Below are 17,197 nucleotides of genomic sequence, written 5' to 3'. Positions count from 1 at the left end.
GCTTTGTGGAATAGTATATACGGTACCAATTGGTTAATTAAATGCCCAAATTTGATTGAAATATTGTCCAATTGGTTCTATAAAATGAGCCGATTCTATAAAAGCTGAACCAAATGGATCTGTTCATTCACAATAGGCTGGTGTCATGAAATTCGCAAATCTCTCTCTCGATGGCAAGCAAACCATTGCCGTGGTCGACCCCGACGGCGGCCGCTTCTGGCCCGTATCGGATCTGGTGCCGGGCTTTGCCGGCGATCTCGTCGACCTGATCGCCAGCCATGGCCGGCTGGCGGCCGCGTTGCAGCCGTCCGGTCCAGGCAGGCCGTTATCCGCGGCGGCGCCGCTGGCGCCAATAGACCGTCCTCGCCGCAACATCCTGTGCGTGGGCAAGAACTATCACGATCACGCCGCCGAATTCAGCAAATCGGGCTTCGACAGCAGCGCCAAGGCCGGCGAACTCGCGCCCGAGGCGCCCGTGGTCTTCACCAAGGCCTACACCTCCGTCATCGGGCCCGGCGCATTCATTCCCTCGCATGAAGCGGTGACTTCCCAATTGGACTACGAGGCCGAGCTGGCGGTGGTTATCGGCAAGCCCGGCCTGGGCATCAAAAAATCGGAAGCTTTCGATCATGTGTTCGGCTACACGATCATCAACGACTTTACGGCCAGGGATCTGCAGAAGCTGCATCGCCAATGGTTTCTGGGCAAGTCGCTCGACGGCTTCTGCCCCATGGGCCCTTACGTGACGACGTTCGATGAGGTCGACGCGCGCAGCCTGGATGTGAAGTGCTGGGTCAACGGCGAACTGCGCCAGAACGCCAACACGTCGCAATTGATTTTCGACATTCCCACGCTGATCGAGACGATCTCGGCAGGCATGACCCTGCTGCCCGGCGACATCATCGCCACGGGCACACCGGCCGGCGTGGGCATCGGCTTTACGCCGCCGCGCTTCGTGCGCTCCGGCGACGTCATTCGTATCGAAATCCAGGGCCTGGGTACGCTGGAGAACACGGTAGCCTGATTCGCGGCGCCCGGGTTTAAGGGCGCCGACCGACAACGACAACACGAAGAACGAGGAGACAAGCAATGCGAGGAACTTTTTTTGCAAGCCTGGCCTGCCTGGCCGCAGCGGCGTTTCTGCCGACGCAGGCTTCGGCCCGCGAGAGCTATCCCGATCATGCCGTCACGATCGTCGTGCCTTTCGCCGCAGGCGGATCGGCGGACGTCTATGCGCGGGTCCTGGCCCAGGAGCTGGGCAAAGCGACCGGCCAGTCTTTCATTGTCGAGGACAAGCCGGGCGCCGGCGCGGTGATCGGCACGCAATACGTCGCCAAAGCCGCGCCGGACGGCTATACCTTGCTGGTGATCTCGAACACGCAGACGGTCAACGAGTCCTTGCTCAAGCGGCGGCCTTACGAGCTGATGCGCGACTTCGTTCCCATCACACCGATCAACGAGGCGCCGCTGGTGCTGGCGGTGCGGGCCACGCTGCCGGCGCATAGCCTGGCCGACCTGATCCGCGAGGCCAAGGCCCAACCCGGCAAGCTGAACTATGCGTCGTCGGGCACGGGCACGCCCTACAACATGGCGGGCGAACTGTTCAAGCACATGGCCGGGGTGAACATCGTGCACATTCCCTATAAGGGCAGCAATGAGGCGCGCACCGACTTGCTGAGCGGACAGGTGGACATGATGTTCGACGCGGTCAGCACCATGGCCCCGCTGATCGCCGGCGGCAGGGTACGCGCGCTGGGCGTGACCAGCAAGACGCGTTCGGCGGTGCTGCCCGACGTGCCCACGATGGCGCAGGCCGGGTTGCCTGGCTACACCGCAACGCTGTGGCTGGGCCTGCTTGCGCCCAAGGGCACGCCCAAGGCCGTTGTGGACAAGCTCAATCATGAAATCGGCAAGATCACGCAGCGCCAGGACATACGCGAGTCCTGGGCCAAGAGCGGCGTGACGCCCCTGCAGATGTCACCCGGGGAATTCACCCAATTCCTCAAGCAGGACATCGTCAAATGGCATGAGATCGTCGATGCGGCGCATATTTCCGTGAACTGACCCGAGTTCACCGATCACAATGGAGCGGTAATGGAATTGGTACTTTTCAGCGGCGGCGCCGCGAAGGCCGTGGCGAGCGGCCTGCAGGGCGACTTCGAGGCAGGGCAGGGCTGCGTCCTGTCCGCCACGTTCGGCGCCGTGGGGCTGATGCGCGACAAGCTGCTGTCCGGCGAGCCCTGCGATGTTCTGATCCTGTCGGCCTCGCTGATCGAGGCGTTGGAACGGCAGGGGCACGTCGTCGCGGGCAGCGCCAGGGATCTAGGCGGCGTGGCGACCGGCGTGGCCGTGCGATCCGCCGACCCGGACGTGGCCATCGGCGACGCAGAGGCCTTGCGCGCCGCGCTGTCTGCCGCGCAGGGACTTTATGTCCCGCATCTGAGCAAGTCCAGCGCGGGCATTCATGTGGCGAGCGTGCTGGAGCGCCTGGGACTCACTCAGACCCTGCACGGACGCATACACGAGCATCCGAACGGCGCGACGGCCATGCGCGAGATGGCTGCCGCGGCGGGCGACGGTCTGGTGGGATGCACCCAGGTTACGGAGATCCTCTACACGCCGGGTGTGAAGCTGGTGGGCGAGCTGCCGCCAGGCTACGGTCTGGACACGGTGTATACCGCTGCCGTATGTGCCCGGGCGCGGCAGCCTGAGCTCGCCGCGCGCTTTGTGCAGGCGCTGGCTGGCGAAGCATCACGCCAACTGCGCCAGACTGCAGGCTTCAAACTCGAAGCATAAATATCCGGCAGGACCGCCGCCGCGCTGAATGCGACGCTACTGCCGACCGGCGGCGGCTAAAACCCGGCTTTCGCGCCGGCTGCGCCAGCCGAAGAGATACGCCAAGATCGCCGAAACCAGCAGGGTCGCGCTGACGAAGTACAGGCCCAGCGAGTAATCGCCGCTGACATCGCGCAGCTTGCCGATCACTATCGGGCCGATGGTGCCGCCGATCAGGCCGCCCATCGCGTTGACTAGCGCGATGCCGGTGGCCGCTGCGGAGCCGGACAGGAACTGCGTGGGCATGCTCCAGAGCGGCGGCTTGGCCGCGTTGATGCCGAAGTTGGCGATGGACAGGCCGGCGACCATGACGATTGCGCCGGTCGCGTGGCCTGATAGCAGCATCCCGACGCAGGCCGCCAGGCAGGCGACGGCCACGTGCAGGCGCCGTTCGCCGGTGCGATCCGAACGGCGCGCCCACAGCACCATGGTAACGACCGCGACCAGGTTCGGGATCGCGTTCACCAAGCCCAGCTGGAAGTAGCTGAAGCCGAACTGGTGAATGATCATTGGTGCCCAGATGCCGATGGCGTACAGGCCGGTCGAGGTGCCCGCGTAGACCAGCGAAAGCAGCAGCACGCGTGGATCCTTGAAGGCATCCCAGACGCTGGATTTGCTCTGCGCGGCTTTCAGATCGCGTTCACGCCGCATTTCTTCGCTCAGCCATTGGCGCTCCGCAGGTGCGAGCCACCTAGCGTCTTCCGGCCGGTCGGTCAGGAAGAACCAGGAGACGATGCCCAGCAGCACGGTCGGCGCGCCTTCGGCCAAGAACAGCCATTGCCAGCCATGCAGGTTTGCGACGCCTTCCAGGTTCATCAGCGCGCCCGAGATGGGCGAACCGATCATGTTCGACAGCGGCGCGGCCGCCATGAACAGCGCCGTGACGAGCGCGCGGCGGCGCGCCGGAAACCAGAAGCTCAGGTAGAGAATCACGCCGGGGAAAAACCCCGCCTCGGCCAGGCCGAGCAGCAAGCGCAGCGCATAGAAGCTATACGGTCCCACCACGAACGCGGTGGCCGCCGACAGCAGCCCCCAAAGCACCATGAGCAGCGCAATCCATCGGCGCGCCCCCACGCGCTGCAATGCCAGGTTGGACGGCATGCCGGCCAGGATGTAGCCGATGAAGAAGACCCCGGCGCCGACGCCGAACATGGCCTTGGTCAGGCCGATGTCGTGGTTCATCGTCAGACCGGCGAAGCCGACGTTGACGCGATTGAGGAAACTGAGGAAATAAAGAACGATGATGAAAGGCGTGATGCGTCGGGATATCCTGCGAACGACGCGGGTTTCCATCACCTCGTCGGGACTTTCGATTATCGTAGGCATAAGTGTCTCCTGCCGTTGCGTGCGCCGCACGAACGGTTTGTGTTGTGTGTGGAAAATCCGGCCCGCGCGGCGCGCTGGGTTTTGCCGCTGTTTACCGCGGTTTATCTATGCATACCGCCGTGCTCAGATCGATGCGGCACCAGGGCATGGCCGCCCGGTGGCATGCCTCGAAGGTATCGATGGCGTCTTCCTGGCGCAGCGTCATGCCTACCATGTCCAAACCCACCACCAGCATCTGTTTCTGGCGCGCCGGCAAGGCGAAGGCATGACGCCGACCCGAAGGCCCGATTACGACTTCGTTTCCGACGTCGATGGTCAGCCGCTTGTCGCGGCTGTCTTCGATCTCGGCGGCGATGGCTTCGATCTGTTCCGCGGGAAGCGAGACCAGCAGCAGCCGGTTGTTCGACGCATTGAAGTAAAAAATCTCGCCATAGCTCGGCGCGATCACCGCGTCGAAGCCGGCCTGCTGCAGGCCCCACACGGCGTGCTCGCGGCTGGAGCCGCAGCCGAAGTTGGCGCCGCCCAGAAGAATTTTCGCGCCGCGGTATTCGGGGCGATTCAGCACGAACCGATCGCGGGCTTGGCCGTCCGCGTCGAAGCGCAGGTCGTGCAGCAGACCGCGGGCCAGTCCCGACTTATCGATGCCCAGCAGAAACTGCTTGGGCATGATCTGGTCGGTATCGAGGTTGTTGATCGGCAGCGGCGCGGCGATGCCGGCGATCACGAGCGGTTCAGTCATGGTCGAACTCCTTGCGTATGTCTACGATGCGGCCCGCGATCGCGGCAGCGGCGGCCATCGCAGGGCTCATCAGATGGGTCTTGCTGTCGCGACCTTGGCGCCCTTCGAAATTGCGGTTGGTCGTCGAGGCGCAGCGTTCGCCCGGCGCCAGCACGTCGTCGTTCATCGCCAGGCACATCGAGCAGCCCGGCTGGCGCCACTCGAATCCCGCGTCGATGAGGATCTGCGCGGTGCCCTCGCGCTCGGCCTCGTCGCGCACCATTCCCGAGCCGGGGACAACCATCGCCCGCACCGTCGGGGCCACCTTGCGGCCGCGCACCACGTCGGCGGCCGCGCGCAGGTCTTCGATGCGGGCGTTGGTGCACGAACCGATGAACACGCGGTCGATGGGCGTGCCCTCGATGGCTGCGCCTGCCGTCAGTCCGATGTAATCGAGCGCCTTGCGCAGAGTGGCGATGTCCAGGCCCGAGCCGTTTTCTGCCTCGGGTATGCGGCCGTCGATCGGCACAGCCTGATCCGGGCTGGTGCCCCAAGTGACATACGGTGCGACGCCTTGGGCGTCGAACCTGTGCTCTGCATCGAAATGCGCGTCGTCGTCCGAGCGCAGCCGAGACCAGGCCTCGCACGCGGCTTCAAGCGTTGCGGCGTCCAGATCGCGCACCTTGCCGCGGACATAGTCCAGCGTCGTGCGGTCCGGAGCGATCAGCGCGGCTCGGGCGCCGGCTTCCACGGTCATATTGCACAGGGTCATGCGGGCCTCGGCGGACAGCGCGGCGATCGCCTCGCCCATGTATTCGACCGCGTAGCCGCGCGCGCCCTGGGCGCCGATACGGGCAATGATGTGCAGCACCAGATCCTTGGACGTGGCGCCGCGCGCCAGCAAGCCGTCCACGACAATGCGCATGTTTTGCGCGACGCGGTAGACCAGCGTCTGCGTCGCCAGTACGTGCTCGACCTCCGAGGTGCCGATGCCGAATCCCAATGCGCCGAGCGCGCCGTAGGTGGTCGTATGGCTGTCGCCGCACAGCACCACCATGCCGGGGCGGATCAGGCCGAGCTCGGGCGCGACGACGTGCTCGATGCCTTGGATGGGGTCGTGCACGTCGAACAGATGTATGCCGTGCCGGGTGCAGTTGCGGGCGAAATTGGCGGCCTGCTTGGCGGCATCCATGATCTCGATGACGCGCGAGCTCGCCGGCACGGGTTTGGTGGGGATCACGTGGTCGACCACGCCCATTTGCTGGTGCGGGCGCCTCACGCGCAGCCCCTTCTCATGCAGCCCCGCGAAGGCCTGAGGGCTGGTGTATTCGTTCATGATGTGCAGGTCGGCGTAGAGCAGCACGTGCTCGGCGTCGACGATCGATACCGTGTGCGTATCGACCAGTTTTTGGTAAAGCGTGCGCGAAGACATGGCGAAATCCGATTTGAAATGGACGAGCGGATAGAGAGGCGCCCGCGAGGGCAGCCTCAAGCAAGACTTCGTAGGGGTAAATCAGCGCTGCAGGAAGGGCAGCACGCGCTCTAGCAACAGCTCAGGCGCTTCTTCCGGTATGTAGTGGCCGCAGGGCAGGGCATGGCCCTCGACGTCCGCGCTCCACTTGCGCCACTCGGTCAAGGGGTCGAAGCATTTGCCGATCACGCCGTCAGCGCCCCATAGCGCCAGGAAAGGGCAGGTTATCTTCCTGCCCGCGGCCAGATCGGCGCGGTCGTGTTCGAGGTCGATGGTGATCGAGGCGCGATAGTCTTCGCAGATGCCGTGCGCCGTGGCCGGATCCGACAGGCAGCGCAGATAGGCGGCGTAGGCCTCGGACGTGAACGGTTTGAGTCCCGCGCTGCGCGCGCCGATGGTTTGCTTGAGATACAGATCGGGATCGGCGCGGATCAGCGTTTCGGGAAAGGGCGCGGGCCGCACCAGAAAGAACCAGTGCCAGTAGGCGCGCGCGAAATCGAAAGAAGTTTGTTCGTACATCGCGACGGTCGGGGCAACGTCCAGCGTCACCAGCCGCGTCACACTATCGGGGTAATCGATCGCCATGCGCGCGGCGACGCGTCCGCCCCGATCGTGGCCGATGAGCGCGAACGCGTCATGACCTTGTCGGCGCATGAGTTCGACCTGATCCAGCGCCATGCGGCGCTTGGAATAGTTGGCGTGATCATCGGTGCCCGGCGGCTTGCCGCTGTCGCCATAGCCGCGCAGGTCGGCGGCGATCACCGTGTAGTGTCGAGCGAGCACGGGGGCAACTTTGTGCCAGATCGCGTGCGTCTGCGGATGGCCATGCAGCAGCAGCAGCGCGGGGCCACGACCGCCTTTGACGGCGTGGATGCGCACGCCGTCGATTGTTGCCGATGCATCGGTGTAGCCCTCGAACATGATCGTCTCCTTCTCGTTGCATCCAGTCTAATTGATGCCGATAAAGATATGTTTTACCGAAAAGAAATTCAGTAGTAACTTAAAAGAACTAATAAGTTCGAGCGCGGTGCAATGGATGGTTTTTCCGATTTGAACCTATTCGCGCTGGTGGCGCGCCACCGCAATCTGGCCGCCGCTGCGCGCGAACTGGGCGTCACGCCGCCGGCCGTCAGCAAGCGACTCGCGCAGCTGGAGCGCCGACTGGGCGTGCGCCTGGTGAACCGCACCACGCGCAGGCTTTCGCTTACGCCGGAAGGCGAGCTTTATCTGGCCAACGGCTCACGCATACTCGATGAGCTGTCGGAGCTCGAGCAGCTCGTCACGCGCAGCCGCGGCGAGCCGGCGGGGCTGTTGCGCGTGAACGCGTCATTCGGTTTCGGCCGCGCCTATATTGCGCCGGCGATATCTGAATTCGTCGAGCGCTTTCCGTCCATGCAGATCCAGCTGCAATTGACGGAGCGACCCCTGAGCCTGCAGGAAGAAGGCTACGACCTGGGCATCCGTTTCGGCGAGGTGCCCGACGCGCGCATCAACGCGCGGCTGCTGCGCAAGAACCGCCGCATCGTGTGTGCGTCGCCGGCTTATCTAAAACAGCACGGCAAGCCGTCGGTGCCGCACGATCTGGCCCGCCATGCCTGCATCGTGCTGCGCGAAAACGACTCGGCCTACGGCACCTGGCACTTTTCGCGCGGCAAGCGCGCGGAAACGGTCAAGGTCGGCGGCGCGCTGTCTAGCAACGACGGCAGCGCCGTGCTGCGCTGGGCGCTGGACGGGCGCGGCATAGCGGTGCGCTCGGAATGGGAAGTCGCCGGCCATATTGCGCGCGCAGAGCTGACGCCGCTGCTCTCCGAGTGGTCGCTACCCAACGCCGATATCCACGCGATCTATCTGGAACGCAATCGACTGTCGGCAAAACTGCGCGCTTTCGTGGATTTTTTGGGGGATTTTCTGAAATGAATAAAGCATCGCCGCCTATCGCCCTCGTCACCGGCTCGGTAGCCCGTGCGCAGGCGATCGAGGCGCGATCTGGTGCATGGCATGCACCAGAAAAGCGCTTCGATGCATTTCAAGTAATACATTAACCACAATGAATATGGCCCTGTATTTTTCTGCATTGATGGAACTGTTTTCAAAGAATGGGGCCTAACTCAATATAAGGTTTCATATCCTTTCTCTTGTGTGTGCTTTCACCAACAGGCCTATATCCTGTGGTGAATAAATTCAAGGAATCTCTGGCATAGCGCTTGCTTGAAGCACACAATGACAGAAGCGTTTCTGTATTTAGAACGCATGAAATCGCAGGAGGTCGGCCATGAGCAACATCCTCGAAGGTTTCAAATCGCAATACGCCCGCGATCAGGAAGCCGAGTTCTCGCTCGAAGAGTTTCTGAATCTGGCCAGGCAAGATCCAATGGTCTACGCCAGCCCGGCGGAGCGCATGCTCGCCGCCATCGGCGAGCCGGAGCTGATCGACACGCGCAACGATCCGCGTCTCTCGCGCCTGTTCTCCAATCGGCTCATGAGACGCTATCCGGCGTTTCGCGAGTTCTACGGCATGGAAGAGGTCATCGATCAGATCGTGGCGTTCTTCAAGCACGCCTCGCAAGGCCTGGAAGAGCGCAAGCAGATTCTCTACCTGCTGGGCCCCGTCGGTGGCGGCAAATCGTCCATCGCCGAACGACTGAAGGCGCTGATGGAGCGCTATCCCATCTATGCGCTCAAGGGTTCGCCCGTCAACGAATCGCCGCTGGGCCTGTTCAATCCCGACGTGTTCGGCCCGCAGCTGCAGACCGAATACGGCATTCCCACGCGCTGCCTGAGCGGCATCATGTCGCCCTGGGCCGTCAAGCGCCTGAGGGAATTCGAAGGCGATGTCTCCAGGTTCCGCGTGGTCAAGCTGATGCCTTCGGTGCTGCGCCAGGTGGCCATCGCCAAGACCGAGCCGGGAGACGAAAACAACCAGGACATCTCTTCGCTGGTGGGCAAGGTCGACATCCGCATGCTCGATCGCTACTCGCAAGACGATCCCGATGCCTACAGCTATTCGGGCGGACTGTGCCTGGCCAATCAAGGCCTGCTCGAGTTCGTCGAAATGTTCAAGGCGCCCATCAAGATGCTGCATCCGCTGCTGACCGCGACCCAGGAGGGCAACTTCAAGGGCACCGAAGGTTTCTCGGCCATTCCCTTCAACGGCATGATCCTCGCGCACTCGAACGAGGCCGAATGGCAGACTTTCCGCAACAACAAGCACAACGAGGCCTTCCTCGACCGCATCTACATCGTCAAGGTGCCGTACTGCCTGCAGGTGACCGAAGAGGTGCACATCTACGAGAAACTGTTGCGCAACAGTTCGCTGTCCAACGCGCCTTGCGCGCCAGGAACGCTCGATATGATGGCGCAGTTCTCGGTGTTGACGCGGCTCAAGGAGCCTGAAAATTCCAGCATCTATTCCAAGATGCGGGTTTACGACGGCGAAACGCTCAAAGACGTCGACCCCAAGGCCAAGGCGCTGCAGGAATACAAGGAGTACGCCGGGATCGACGAAGGCATGACGGGCGTGTCCACGCGCTTTGCCTACAAGATCCTCTCCTCGGTCTTCAACTACGACCAGACCGAGGTGGCCGCCAATCCCGTGCACCTGATGTACGTGCTGGAACAGCGTATCGTGCGCGACGACCTGCAGGAAGAAGTCCGCCGCCGCTATCTCGAATTCATCAAGGGCTATCTGGCGGTGCGCTATGCCGAGTTCATCGGCAAGGAAATCCAGACAGCCTATCTCGAGTCGTATTCCGAATACGGGCAGAACATTTTCGACCGCTACGTCACGTTCGCCGATTGCTGGATCCAGGACGAGGAGTTCCGCGATCCGGAGACCGGCGAGAGCTTCGATCGCGGCGCGCTCAACGACGAGCTGGAAAAGATCGAGAAGCCCGCCGGCATCGCCAACCCCAAGGATTTCCGCAACGAGATCGTCAACTTCGTGCTGCGAGCCCGCGCCAACAACGCCGGCCGCAACCCGGCCTGGACCAGCTACGAGAAGCTGCGCGAGGTGATCGAGAAGAAAATGTTCTCCAACACCGAAGACCTGCTGCCCGTGATCTCGTTCAACGCCAAGGCATCGGCCGACGACAAGAACAAGCACCAGAGTTTCGTGGATCGCATGGTCAGCAAGGGCTATACCGAGAAGCAGGTCCGGCTGCTGTGCGAATGGTATTTGCGTGTGAGGAAGTCCTCCTGATGAGCGGGGTGCGCCATGAATTCGCTCATAGACAGACGCCTGAACGGCCGCAATAAGAGCGCGGCCAATCGCGAACGGTTCCTGCGCCGCTACAAGGAGCAGATCCGCAAGGCGGTCGGCGACATGATCCGCGACCGCTCCATCGAAGACATGGAGCAGGGCGGCGAGGTCAAGCTGCCCGTGCGCGACATCTCCGAACCGCATTTTCGGGTCGGTCAGGGCGGCGACCGCGAAACCGTGCTCCCCGGCAACAAGGAATTCGCCAAGGGCGATCAGCTCGATCGTCCTCAAGGCGGCGGGGAGGGCGACGGCTCGGAGGCGGGCGAGGGCGAGTCGGTGGATCAGTTCACCTTCAGTCTGTCGCGTGCCGAGTTTCTCAGCCTGTTCTTCGATGACCTGGAGCTGCCGCATCTGGCGCGCACCCAATTGGGCGACGTGTCCGAAACCAAATGGCAGCGCGCGGGCTACACCACTACGGGTTCACCCAGCCAGTTGAGCGTGAGCCGCACGCTCAAGGCCTCGCTGTCGCGCCGCGTGGCGCTGGGGCTGAACGCGCGCAGCGGGCTGGAACACGCCCAAGCCCGCCTGGAAGAAGCCGCCGCCCGAGGGGCGCCCGAAGAAGAACTTGCCGCGCTGCGCGCCGACGTCGAGGAATGGGCAGGCCGCGTGGCGAAGGTGCCGTTCCTGGACGATCTCGACCTGCGATACCGCCACCGCGTGCCGGTCGTCGTCCCTGTGGCGCGCGCCGTCATGTTCTGCCTGATGGACGTGTCTGGCTCCATGGACGAGAGCAAGAAAGACCTGGCCAAGCGTTTCTTTACCCTGCTGTACATGTTTCTGTCGCGCAAGTACGAGCACGTCGACGTGGTCTTCATCCGCCATACCGACAACGCCGAGGAAGTCGACGAGCACACGTTCTTCTACGACACCAAGAGCGGCGGCACCATCGTGCTGTCGGCGCTTGAACTCATGAACCAGATCATGCTCGACCGCTATCCGCCTGCGGACTGGAACATCTACGCCGCGCAGGCCAGCGACGGCGACTCCTTCGGCGCCGACGCCGGCAAGAGCGCGCGATTTCTCGCGGAGAATCTGCTGCCGGCCACGCGCTACTTCGCCTATATCGAAGTGCCCGATTCTTCCGAAGCGCGCAAGAGCAGCCTGTGGGCCGAATACGAGCAGCAAGCCAAGCCCAATTTCGCCATGCGCCGCATTCATGAGCGCAGCGAAATATTCCCTGTGTTTCACGAGCTTTTCAGGAAGGAGGCCGATCAGTCATGAAAACCTTCCTCAACGCCGCCACTGACGAGATCCAGACCCTGGAGCGGCCCAGTCATCCCATATCCACCGGTTCGGAATGGACTTTCGAACTGATTCAGCGCTATGACGAAGTCATCGCGAGGACGGCTCGCGCCTACGGGCTGGACACCTATCCCAACCAGATCGAGATCATCACCTCCGAACAGATGCTCGACGCCTATGCTTCGGGCGGACTGCCCATCGGCTATCCGCACTGGTCGTTCGGCAAAGAATTCATCCGCAACGAGCAGTACTACCGCCGCGGCATGCAGGGGCTGGCCTACGAGATCGTCATCAATTCCAATCCCTGCATCGCGTATCTCATGGAAGAGAACTCCATGGCGATGCAGGCCCTGGTCATCGCTCACGCCTGCTACGGGCACAATTCCTTTTTCAAGGGCAATTATCTGTTCCGCCAGTGGACGGATGCCGACGGCATTCTCGACTACCTGGTGTTTGCGCGTAAATACGTCATGGATTGCGAAGACCGCTACGGCTTCGAGGCCGTCGAAGCCATACTCGATTCGTGTCATGCGCTCAGCCTGCAGGGGGTAGACCGCTACAAGCGGCCCACGCCCGTTTCCTACCGCGAGGAAGCCCGGCGCCAGGCGGAGCGCGAAGAGCATGCCCGGATGCAGTACAACGACTTGTGGCGTACGGTACCGGTCTTCAGTGCGAGCGACGTGCCGCAAGATAAACAGCCGGTGTTCCCGCCCGAGCCCGAAGAGAACCTGCTCTACTTCATCGAAAAGCACGCACCCAAACTCGAACCCTGGCAGCGCGAGCTAGTGCGCATCGTGCGCAAGATCGCCCAGTACTTTTATCCGCAATCGCAGACCAAGGTCATGAATGAAGGCTGGGCCACCTTCTGGCATTACACCTTGCTCAACCGCCTGCACCGCGACGGCCAGGTCACCGACGGCTTCATGATGGAGTTCCTGCAAAGCCATACCAGCGTGGTCAGCCAGCGCAGCTTCGACGAGCGCGGCTACGGCGGCCTGAACCCCTACGCCTTGGGCTATGCCATGATGGCCGACATACGGCGCATCTGCGAGACGCCCAGCGCCGAAGACAGAAAGTGGTTTCCGGATATTGCCGGCGGCGACTGGCTCGCTACCCTGGACTTCGCCATGCGCAACTTCAAGGACGAGTCCTTCATCGCGCAATATCTCTCGCCCAAACTCATTCGCGAGTTCCGCTTCTTCGCCATCTCCGACAGGCAGGCCAACGCCAAGCTCGACGTCGCGGCCATACACGACGACGAGGGCTATCGTGACATCCGGCGTCTTCTGGCGTCACAATACGACCGCGACAACCAGCTGCCGGACATTCAGGTCGCTCGCTATTACCGCGACTCGGATCGTTCCCTGCTCCTGCGCTATCAGCAGGTCCGCGGCAGGCCGCTGGCTGAAGAAGAGGCCGACCAGGTCATGAAACACCTGGGGCGGCTGTGGGGTTTCCGGGTGCGCATGGAAGAGGTCCTGCCCGACGGAACGGTGATGTCGTATCGGCAGGTCGACCCGTGAACGTGTGTCCCGTCGGCAATGGAGCAATGCCATGCGGTGGCGTGTCGAGAATATCGACTTCTCTCGTATCGACGTTCAGCGCGCAGCAGCCAACGAAGACTTGATGCTGCTGCTGTGCGCGGCATCGTTCGTCGAAAGCGGTTCGGATCTGTACTCGCATACGCTGATCGATTTCTTCGACGGCGACGACGATTTCTGCGCCTGGCTGCGCGACGATTGGGAAGCCGAGGAATTGCAGCACGGCAGGGCGCTCAAGGCTTATGTGGGCGCCGTTTGGCCCGATTTCGACTGGGATGCGTCGTTTGCCGGATTCTTCGCCGAATATTCCCGTACCTGCTCGCGCGAGCAGCTCGAGAAGACGCGGGCGCGGGAACTGGTGGCGCGCTGCGTGATCGAAACCGGCACGTCCAGCCTGTACCGCACCATAGGCCAGTGCGCGGACGAGCCTGTCCTGGCGCAGATCGCCGAGCGCATTCATGCGGACGAAGTACACCATTACAAGATCTTCTATCAGGCCTTCAAGCGCTACAACCAGAGCGAGCGGCTGGGCCGCTATGCAGTGTTCCGGGCGCTATTGCGCCGGTCGCTCGAGATCCGCAACGAAGACGAAGAAATCGCCATGCGCCACGTGCTGGCCGCGCGCTATCCCGGGCGCGTCGGCGATCCGCAATTCAGCGCGCGCAGAATCGAACGGGTCAGCCGGATGGTGATGGACAGTCTGCCCATCGATATGAGCGTGAAAATGATGATCAAGCCCCTCGACCTGCCGGCCCGAGTGCAGCGCGGCCTGCTGGCGGCGACGGGCTGGGCCGTCAGGCCCCTGTCGCGGTTCCTGTTTTCGCGCTGACGGGCTGGAGCACGGAAAGACTCAGGGCCGTGCGCAACGGCGCAGCCTATCCCAGGCGTCTTCCATCTCGTCCACCAGCTTGCGCATCTGATCGGCCACGCAGGTGGGCGCGTCGATCCCGAATACGCTCTGCCCCGCAGCCTCGTAGATGAGGCGAGGGTCGTCGTTCTCGTGGATCGAGGCGAAGACCTCGCCGGTCAATACCTGCTGCAAGGGCATGTCCAGCGGCGCAGGCGCGCCGGCCTGCGCCCAGGCGTCTATCCAGTCGCTGCGCACGACGCGGCAGGGCTTGCCGCTGTGCGCGCGCGAGATCACCGTGTCCTCGCTGCCGCTGGCGATCAGGCGCTGCAGCAGCGCCCGCGGCGTATGGCTTTCTTTCGCGCCCATCCACAGGGTGCCCAGCCAGGCGCCTTGTGCGCCCATGCCCAGGCAGCCCAGCACTTGCGCGCCGGTAGCAATGCCGCCGGCGGCCAGCACCGGCTTGCCATCCGCCGCGCCGATCACTTGCGGCACCAGCGACAGGGTGCCGATGGGGCCGGTGTGGCCGCCTGCGTCATAGCCTTGTGCGACGAGCACATCCACGCCGAGCGCCAGCGCTTTTTGCGCGTGGCGAACCGAGCCGACCAGGGAAAACGTCACCTTGCCCAGGCTGCGCGCACGGTCGATGAGCTCGGGTCGCAGGCCGATGGCCGTGGCGATCCCCAGCGCACTGGAGCCCAGCACGGCTTCGATCTGCGCCTGGAACAGCGCTTCGGAACGGGCCTGCGAGGTGAAAAAGCTGGGTCTGGAAGGCGGTTTGATGTCGAAGCGCTGGCGCAGCGCCTGCACGAACTCGACGTGTTCGCGCGGCAGATTCCGCCGCAGGCTGTCCAGGTCCGCCTGCTGCGGCACCCTGGACGGCAGCATCAGGTCTATGCCGTAGGGCAGGCCCGCCAGGCGCCGTTCGACATCGGCCACGATGGCGGGGATGTGCTCGGGCGCATCGCGTGCCAGACCCAGGATCGGAAACCCACCCGCCTGGGCGATGGCCACGACCACGTCGGGTTCGTGCGAGAACCCGAAGATGGGATGACGTATGCCCAGCCGATCGCACAGCGCCGTGCGCAGGCGGGAAGTGCCGCCGCGCGTCATGTCAGTGCATTTGCCAGTGGGCCTGCTTGGAGACCTTGGTCCATTTGTCGAACTCCTTGGCCACGAAGGCATCGAACTGGGCCGGCGACTGCCAATTCATCTCCATGCCCAGATGCGTGAACTTGGCCCGCACATCGGGCATGTCGACGATGCTGTGCACTTCGGCGGCCAATTGATCGCGGATGGCCTGCGGCGTGGCAGCGGGCGCCACCAATCCGAACCAGGTGCCGACTTCATAGCCCGGCAACGGGGCGGATTCGGCGACGGTGGGCAGATCGGGCATGGCGCTGGCGCGCTGAGCGGTGGTCACAGCCAGCGCGCGCAGCTTGCCGGCCTTGACGTTGGGCATGGCCAGCGCAGCGGTCAGCGGCATCATGGCCACGCGGCCGGCCAGCAGATCGGTGAGCGCGTCGGTCTGGCCTTTATAGGGCACCATGACGAGCTTGATCTTGGCGTCCTGCGCCAGCAATTCGCCCGAAAGATGGTTGGAGGTTCCGATGCCCGCGGTGGCGTAGGTCAGCGGCGGATTGCTTTTCCTGGCCAGCGCGATGAACTCGGCCATGTTGTGGGCAGGCACTGAGGGATTCACCACGATCACATTGGGCACGATGCCTATGCCCGAAATCGCCTTGAAGTCCCGTACCGGATTCCAATGGGCGTTCTTTTCCAGGATCGGAGCGACGGCATGGCTCGGGCTTACCAGCAGCAGCGTGTATCCGTCCGCCGGCGCGCGCGAGGCGTATTCCGTGCCGACCACGCCGCCCGCGCCCGTGCGGTTCTCTACGATCACGGGTTGGCCGTATTTCTCCGAGAGCTTCTGGCCCACGATGCGGGCGACCGAGTCGACAATGCCGCCGGCCGAGAAGGGAACAATGATGTGGATGGGTTTGTCGGGGTAGCTGTTGGCCGCGCGGGCGGCGAACGGGCTGACGGCGATGGCGCAGGCCATCAGCAAAGAAGCGAGTTTCATGGTTGTCTCCTGGGTTTGATTATTCGTGCCGACCCGTTCAGATCGACATGCTCGCCATCGTCCGCCTGGCGATATTGCCGATATGGATCTGGCTGGTTCCTTCGTAGAGGCGGAACAACCTCACATCGCGATAGAAGCGTTCCGCCACGTTGTCGGCGATGTAGCCGCTGCCGCCGAAAATCTGCACTGCTCTGTCCGCAACCCTGCCGCTGACTTCCGACGCGAACAGCTTGCACATGGAGGCCTCCATGGTCACGTCCATGCCGTCGTCGCGTTTGCGCGCGGTCTCCAGCACCAGCGCCCGCGCCGCATGCGTTTCGGTATTGCTTTCGGCGATCATCTGCTGCACCAGTTGAAATTCGCCGATGGGCTGACCGAATTGCCTGCGCGACTGCGCGTGTCGCACCATTTCACGCACCAGGCGCACCGAGGGTCCGACGCACAGGCCGGCCAAGTTGATGCGCTGCTTGTTCAGCGCCTTCATCGCGGTGCGAAACCCCTTGCCTTCCAGGCCGCCCACGATGGCGCTCTCATGCACCCGCACACGATCCAGAATCACCTCGCCCACAGGCGAACCATGCTGTCCCATCTTGCGATAGGCGGGCGGGGTGGAAAGCCCGGCCGCGCCGCGCTCGACGAGAAACGCCGAGATGCCGGCGGCGCCCGTGGTGCCGGGCTCGCTGCGAGCGAAAACGGTGAACAGGTCGGCGATGGGCGCGTTGGTGATGAAGCACTTGCGGCCGGTGATCTCGAAGTGCTCGCCGCTGCGCACGGCAACGGTTTTCTGTGCGGTTGCGTCGGAACCGGCCTGCGGTTCGGTCAGGGCGAAACAGCCCGTGGCCTCGCCGCTCGCCAGCAGGGGCAGATAGCGGCGCT

The 17,197-nt window shown here is 63.2% G+C and carries 15 protein-coding genes; 8 read left to right on the top strand and 7 right to left on the bottom strand.

Annotated features, from left to right (window positions below; genetic code table 11):
- The first annotated feature begins 145 nt into the window (after positions 1-145).
- The 3 genes from ACTHJ1_RS10930 (at position 146) to ACTHJ1_RS10920 (ending at position 2,796) form a co-directional block, all read left to right on the top strand.
- Positions 146-1,024 (top strand): fumarylacetoacetate hydrolase family protein, encoded by an 879-nt coding sequence (locus ACTHJ1_RS10930; RefSeq protein WP_440191966.1) that lies wholly within the window; start codon positions 146-148, stop codon positions 1,022-1,024.
- Positions 1,025-1,089: 65 nt separating this feature from the next.
- Complete coding sequence (locus ACTHJ1_RS10925) at positions 1,090-2,064, top strand: Bug family tripartite tricarboxylate transporter substrate binding protein (RefSeq protein WP_440191963.1); 975 nt, start codon at positions 1,090-1,092, stop codon at positions 2,062-2,064.
- Positions 2,065-2,094: 30 nt separating this feature from the next.
- Positions 2,095-2,796 carry a molybdate ABC transporter substrate-binding protein gene (locus ACTHJ1_RS10920; protein ID WP_440191960.1) on the top strand — a complete coding sequence of 234 codons (702 nt, stop codon included), beginning with the start codon at positions 2,095-2,097 and terminating at the stop codon, positions 2,794-2,796.
- A gap of 36 nt (positions 2,797-2,832) precedes the next feature.
- Here ACTHJ1_RS10920 and ACTHJ1_RS10915 read toward each other — a convergent pair whose 3' ends face one another.
- From ACTHJ1_RS10915 to ACTHJ1_RS10900, 4 genes are all read right to left on the bottom strand, one after another.
- Entirely contained in the window at positions 2,833-4,161 is a 1,329-nt protein-coding gene (locus ACTHJ1_RS10915; protein ID WP_440191957.1) for an MFS transporter, read from the bottom strand.
- 91 nt (positions 4,162-4,252) lie between these two features.
- The gene (gene leuD / locus ACTHJ1_RS10910; protein ID WP_440191954.1) at positions 4,253-4,900 is read right to left on the bottom strand and encodes a 3-isopropylmalate dehydratase small subunit; all 648 of its coding nucleotides are present in this window, start codon (positions 4,898-4,900) and stop codon (positions 4,253-4,255) included.
- A complete protein-coding gene (gene leuC, locus ACTHJ1_RS10905; RefSeq protein ID WP_440191951.1) occupies positions 4,893-6,311 on the bottom strand; it encodes a 3-isopropylmalate dehydratase large subunit in 1,419 nt (472 codons plus the stop codon). The genes leuD and leuC overlap by 8 nt, the downstream gene beginning before the upstream one ends.
- Before the next feature lie 81 nt (positions 6,312-6,392).
- Positions 6,393-7,271 carry an alpha/beta fold hydrolase gene (locus ACTHJ1_RS10900; protein ID WP_440191948.1) on the bottom strand — a complete coding sequence of 293 codons (879 nt, stop codon included), beginning with the start codon at positions 7,269-7,271 and terminating at the stop codon, positions 6,393-6,395.
- Between the two features lie 111 nt (positions 7,272-7,382).
- Here ACTHJ1_RS10900 and ACTHJ1_RS10895 point away from each other — a divergent pair, with 111 nt between their 5' ends.
- From ACTHJ1_RS10895 to ACTHJ1_RS10875, 5 genes are all read left to right on the top strand, one after another.
- Positions 7,383-8,267: a LysR family transcriptional regulator gene (locus ACTHJ1_RS10895; RefSeq protein WP_440191945.1), complete on the top strand. Its 885-nt coding sequence runs from the start codon at positions 7,383-7,385 to the stop codon at positions 8,265-8,267.
- 355 nt (positions 8,268-8,622) lie between these two features.
- On the top strand, positions 8,623-10,548 hold the full coding sequence (locus tag ACTHJ1_RS10890; RefSeq protein WP_440191942.1) for a PrkA family serine protein kinase: 1,926 nt from the start codon (positions 8,623-8,625) through the stop codon (positions 10,546-10,548).
- Between the two features lie 15 nt (positions 10,549-10,563).
- A complete protein-coding gene (locus ACTHJ1_RS10885) occupies positions 10,564-11,829 on the top strand; it encodes a YeaH/YhbH family protein (RefSeq protein ID WP_440191939.1) in 1,266 nt (421 codons plus the stop codon).
- Positions 11,826-13,373, top strand: a complete 1,548-nt coding sequence (locus ACTHJ1_RS10880) for a SpoVR family protein (protein ID WP_440191936.1) — start codon at positions 11,826-11,828, stop codon at positions 13,371-13,373. The genes ACTHJ1_RS10885 and ACTHJ1_RS10880 overlap by 4 nt, the downstream gene beginning before the upstream one ends.
- 31 nt (positions 13,374-13,404) lie before the next feature.
- On the top strand, positions 13,405-14,220 hold the full coding sequence (locus ACTHJ1_RS10875; RefSeq protein ID WP_440191933.1) for a ferritin-like domain-containing protein: 816 nt from the start codon (positions 13,405-13,407) through the stop codon (positions 14,218-14,220).
- Between the two features lie 21 nt (positions 14,221-14,241).
- Here ACTHJ1_RS10875 and ACTHJ1_RS10870 read toward each other — a convergent pair whose 3' ends face one another.
- The 3 genes from ACTHJ1_RS10870 to ACTHJ1_RS10860 all read right to left on the bottom strand — a co-directional run.
- Positions 14,242-15,351: an NAD(P)H-dependent flavin oxidoreductase gene (locus tag ACTHJ1_RS10870; RefSeq protein WP_440191930.1), complete on the bottom strand. Its 1,110-nt coding sequence runs from the start codon at positions 15,349-15,351 to the stop codon at positions 14,242-14,244.
- Position 15,352: 1 nt separating this feature from the next.
- Positions 15,353-16,321 (bottom strand): tripartite tricarboxylate transporter substrate binding protein, encoded by a 969-nt coding sequence (locus ACTHJ1_RS10865; RefSeq protein WP_440191927.1) that lies wholly within the window; start codon positions 16,319-16,321, stop codon positions 15,353-15,355.
- A 37-nt stretch (positions 16,322-16,358) separates the two neighbouring features.
- On the bottom strand, positions 16,359-17,197 hold an 839-nt coding region (locus ACTHJ1_RS10860), incomplete at its 5' end, for an acyl-CoA dehydrogenase family protein (RefSeq protein WP_440191924.1).

Source organism: Bordetella sp., assembly GCF_051960075.1.
Lineage (GTDB): Bacteria > Pseudomonadota > Gammaproteobacteria > Burkholderiales > Burkholderiaceae_B > Bordetella.
This window is presented reverse-complemented; position numbering and strand designations above follow the sequence as displayed.